7 protein-coding genes and 1 pseudogene are annotated in these 4,196 nt (G+C 57.2%); 4 read left to right on the top strand and 4 right to left on the bottom strand.

Annotated features, from left to right (window positions below):
* Positions 1-31: 31 nt before the first annotated feature.
* Together ACYQ2W_RS27025 and ACYQ2W_RS25260 are read left to right on the top strand one after the other, a co-directional pair.
* Entirely contained in the window at positions 32-151 is a 120-nt protein-coding gene (locus ACYQ2W_RS27025) for an RNA polymerase sigma factor sigma-70 region 4 domain-containing protein (RefSeq protein WP_488193055.1), read from the top strand.
* 20 nt (positions 152-171) lie between these two features.
* Positions 172-1,554 carry an RHS repeat domain-containing protein gene (locus tag ACYQ2W_RS25260; RefSeq protein WP_459873644.1) on the top strand — a complete coding sequence of 461 codons (1,383 nt, stop codon included), beginning with the start codon at positions 172-174 and terminating at the stop codon, positions 1,552-1,554.
* Positions 1,555-2,166: 612 nt separating this feature from the next.
* Here ACYQ2W_RS25260 and ACYQ2W_RS25265 read toward each other — a convergent pair.
* The 4 genes from ACYQ2W_RS25265 to ACYQ2W_RS25280 form a co-directional block, all read right to left on the bottom strand.
* Positions 2,167-2,331, bottom strand: coding sequence for a SymE family type I addiction module toxin (locus tag ACYQ2W_RS25265; RefSeq protein ID WP_459873655.1), 165 nt, complete (start codon positions 2,329-2,331; stop codon positions 2,167-2,169).
* A 175-nt stretch (positions 2,332-2,506) separates the two neighbouring features.
* The gene (locus tag ACYQ2W_RS25270; protein WP_459873647.1) at positions 2,507-2,731 is read right to left on the bottom strand and encodes a type II toxin-antitoxin system HicA family toxin; all 225 of its coding nucleotides are present in this window, start codon (positions 2,729-2,731) and stop codon (positions 2,507-2,509) included.
* Positions 2,731-2,961: a type II toxin-antitoxin system HicB family antitoxin gene (locus ACYQ2W_RS25275; protein ID WP_459873649.1), complete on the bottom strand. Its 231-nt coding sequence runs from the start codon at positions 2,959-2,961 to the stop codon at positions 2,731-2,733. The genes ACYQ2W_RS25270 and ACYQ2W_RS25275 overlap by 1 nt, the downstream gene beginning before the upstream one ends.
* A 16-nt stretch (positions 2,962-2,977) precedes the next feature.
* Positions 2,978-3,349, bottom strand: coding sequence for a helix-turn-helix domain-containing protein (locus ACYQ2W_RS25280; RefSeq protein ID WP_459873651.1), 372 nt, complete (start codon positions 3,347-3,349; stop codon positions 2,978-2,980).
* A 176-nt stretch (positions 3,350-3,525) separates the two neighbouring features.
* Between ACYQ2W_RS25280 and ACYQ2W_RS25285 the strand changes: the two genes are divergently transcribed.
* Positions 3,526-3,864: a CHC2 zinc finger domain-containing protein gene (locus ACYQ2W_RS25285; protein ID WP_459873653.1), complete on the top strand. Its 339-nt coding sequence runs from the start codon at positions 3,526-3,528 to the stop codon at positions 3,862-3,864.
* Between the two features lie 152 nt (positions 3,865-4,016).
* Positions 4,017-4,157 (top strand): annotated as a pseudogene (locus ACYQ2W_RS27030) (hypothetical protein); the annotation flags it as partial.
* Positions 4,158-4,196: the final 39 nt, after the last annotated feature.

The following is a 4,196-nucleotide window of genomic DNA, read 5'->3' on the forward strand; positions in this document are numbered from 1 at the left end:
TAGACCACCGGGCGGGCGCGATGAGGCCATTGTGGCCGCCTATGGGAGTGGCGGCTACAGCATGAAAGAGATCGGGGAACACTTTGGCCTTCACTATTCCTATATCAGCCGCATTATCAGTCGAGCAGAAAAAGCAATAAGAAAGACCTGACTCCTTATGCGCGCGGCACCGTGGAATACGCCTACGACGCCGCCGGCCAGCTCACCGCCCGCCGGGTCAACGGGCTCTCCCTGACCACCTACGGCTACGACGCCGCCGGGCGGGTGACCACCATCGAGCACGACGGACGACGGGCGCTCTACCGCTACGACACGGCGGGAAGACTGAGCGAAAAGGAGCTGCCCAACGGCATCATCCAGCGCTACGCCTACAGCCCCGCCGGGGACCTGCTGAGCATCGCCTACCTCGACGCCTCCAGCGGCGAGGTGGACCGCATCGACTACGCGTACGACGCCGCCGGCAACCGGATTCGGCGCAACCGGACGCGCACCAGCTCGACCCCGGAGACACTGTTCAACGGGGTCTACGACGACGCCAACCGGATGCTCAGCTACAACGGCTACGCGCTGAACTACGACGACAACGGGAATTTGATCAGCCGGGAGACCGAACAGGGGCCGGTGGCCTACAGCTGGGATGCCCGCGGGCAATTGGTCGCCATAGACGGGCCCAACGGCACGGCGCGCTTCAAGTACGACCACCAGGGGCGTAGGATCGAGAAAACCGTCAACGGGGTGACCACCGGATTCCTGTATGATGGCGCGCAGGCGGTGGCGGAGCTGGCCGGCAGTGCGCTGGGGGCCACCTACCACACCGGGTTGATGATCGATGAGGTGCTGGGGCGCTATGCGGCGGCTGGGGATAAGCAGCTCTTATCGGATGCGCTGGGGTCGGTGGTTGGGCTGGCGGATGAAGGGGGGTGGGTTTCGGATGAGTATGCTTATAGTCCCTTTGGGGAGTCGGTGCATACGGGGGCGGACGAGCGGAACTCGTTGGGGTATACCGGGCGGGAGGATGATGGGACTGGGCTCTACTATTACCGGGCGAGGTATTATGATCCGGGGCTGAAGAGGTTTATCAGTTCGGATCCGATTGGGTTGTTGGGTGGGGTCAATAGTTACGCCTATGTTTCAGGAAACCCCATATCCAGAATTGATCCCCTGGGCCTCGCTTGGTACAACGACTGGCACTTCAATCGGAATAACTACAACGAATACGTAAATCAGGATTACGCACAACGGAATTGGGAAAAATTGCCGCCCAACAAATCTATTTTTCATCAGATGGGCAAGGGCAACGAATCAAATGTCAAATACATATTTTCCGACGGACACTCTGAAGTTGTCTTTGACAAATCTGGCAGACTTGTAACTGACCCCGTAAATGCCGGGACATACAATTTCTACTCTCCTCACTACGTCCTTGGCATACCACATCTTATCGTTAACATTATTCCTTACTTCATTTGGGGTAACGACGAAAACGAGCAAACCGATATCATTTGCAGGATATCTGCAAGCTGCAAACCGGTTGAGCGGAGATGCTATCAGTGATTGATCTCATACACTTTGCATCCACTCGCCTACACCATGCGTTAATGCTGCTTCTTGCAACCACCACCATTGGGTGTTCGTCATACAGCCATTACGACTTAGCATTCTCCAGCATCGGAACAACCAAAAAGGCAACAAACGTAGAAGTAAAGATAATTGGGTCAGATATAAAAAACGACACTGGATCGATACGAACATCACCATATGACATACTGATATCCGTATCTGATAATGATAGGTGCGACTCACCTATAGAACTAACATCAATGAAAATTACAGCGCCCAATAAAACGACCATTTATAAAAACAACAAAAATGAAAGCGCAAAAATAGAAAAAAGACATGACGGCTCATGTACCGCATACATATCTATCAACAAGATATATCTTTCATATTGCGATCTCAACATATATGTGAATATAAAAGTCGACGAAGACGACAGCAGCATTCAGCTTTCAGGAAAGGTAATACCCACACCAAACCTCATTAAAGGCAACATCTTTTGGGACCGCCTAATGAGTGTGTAATACATTTACTCACGCAAACAAAAGCCCCGCCCGATCACCGACCGGGCGGGGCTTGGTGTTGCTCCTCAATCCTCCTCGGCGACCGTCACCACCAGACAGTCGCGCATGACCCGTGCCCCTTCACCGCCGTGCGCGCCTCGAAGCCGGCGGCGGCGAGCCACTGCCCCTTCAGCTGCAACCACGGCACCCGCCGCCCCCGCCCCTGCGCCCCCGGCGGATCGCTCCGCCGCGGCGGATTCTCGTAGAACAGCGCCCCTGCCCCGTCAGCCGCCGCTCCAGGGGATTTCTCACCGGGCGCACGTTGCCCGTAGAATCGTCATCAGCCATGACGCAACTCCTCGTCAGTTGGGTTGTGGTTAGCTGGTCCGGAGAGGTGCAACTCTCCGGACCAACGTTTCTTCAAACATCCTGTTTTGCGGTACTCCCTACGCGGCCAGAAACTGCTCCGCGGTGATCCCGGCTTGCCGGAGAATCGCCTTCAGGGTCCCCTCGGGCATATCCCCCGGATGGTTGGGGATGGTGGTGAAACGGCCCATCGCCGGATTGAACCAGATCTCGTGACTACCCGCCGCCTGACGGTCGAACTCGAAGCCCAGCGCCTTCAATTTCCGCACGATCCGGCGGTACTTGAAACCGGCCAGCCGGCCCATCAGCTGCCCACGATCAGCGGGTAGTCGAACGAGTCCTGTACCGCCGCCAGCTTGGCCTGGTGGTGGTGCTCGGCCTGCGCCTCCATCAGTTTCCTCGCAACGTCGCGGGCGATCTCCACCGTCTCGGTGATGGTGCGCCCCTGGGCGACCAAACCCGGAATGTCGTCACTGGTCGCCAGATAGACGCCTTCCGGCAGCTTCTCGATATGTAGATTGGCAATCTGTTCCATGGTCCTCTCCTCCGCCTCAATGGGCGTTGGCCTTTTTCTTTAGCTGCTCGGCCTCGACAAAGGTATCGATCAGCTGGGTGATCTGCTGTCGTGACTTGGGCCCCAGCGTCTCGATCTGCCGAATCCGACGCTCCAGCCGACTGCTGAGCGGTACCGCCTCGATGGGCTTTATCCCCAGCAGGGTGTCGGCGCTGACGCTCAGGGCCCTGGCCAAATCCACCAGCATGTTGGCCGGCGGGTGCTGACTCTCCGCCTCGTAGTAGGCGATCATCCGGCGCGTGGCGCCGATCTCGTCGGCCAGTTGTTGCTGGGTATACCCGGCGGCCTTGCGCAGCTTGGCCAGTCGCTTGCCGAAGCTACTCAACTCCTCGTTGATCTTTTTGGACATACGCAACCCTCTTTGCTCGGTATGTCCGTCAGTGATAAGACCGGTTTTCGTTCATCGGAGTTGCACGCCTATCGTTCGCCACTCAAAATGTCCGGTAATCGTACAAATGAATGACGCGAAGATCAACGGCGAAAAAAGTCCGCAAGGGCCTTGACACGTTTTTGGAGGAGGCGCCCATGGCCCGTATCGCACAAGAGGAGATCGACCGGCTGAAGCGGGAGGTCTCGCTGGTCCGTCTGGTGGAGAGCCAGGGCGTCACCCTGAAGAAGCACGGCAAGGACTACCTGGGGCTTTGCCCCTTCCACGACAACCGGGAGCCGTCGCTGGTGGTCTCGCCGGAGAAGAACCTCTGGCACTGCCTCGGTGCCTGCGGCGAGGGGGGAGACGTCATCCAGTGGGTGATGAAGCGCCAGGGGGTCAGTTTCCGTCACGCGCTGGAGCTGCTGCGGGACGGGGATCATTCCCCCTTCACCGCTCCTGCGCATCCTGCGCCCGCGGCATTAGCCCACATTTAACAGCCACTGTCCAAAAATGGCAGGAATTCGAGAAAGATTCACTCGTAACTTATTGATTCTTCGCATTTCGAAGTTTGTTTTCTGCGTTGTAGTGCCATAATCGCTTATCGGGCTATTGCCATTATGCCGTCCCCCGCTGTACGGTCATGGGCATGTACATTCGTCGCACACGAACGCGTAACACGACTACAGGAGAGGGCTACTACACCCACCGACTGGTCAGCTCGGAACGAGTCGGCGGCAAGGTGCGGCAACGCACGCTGTTGAATCTCGGTCGCCATTTCGATGTTCCCTAAGAGCATTGGCCCGCCCTGTGTAGCCGGATCGACCAA

The sequence above is a fragment of the Endothiovibrio diazotrophicus genome, from assembly GCF_054657215.1.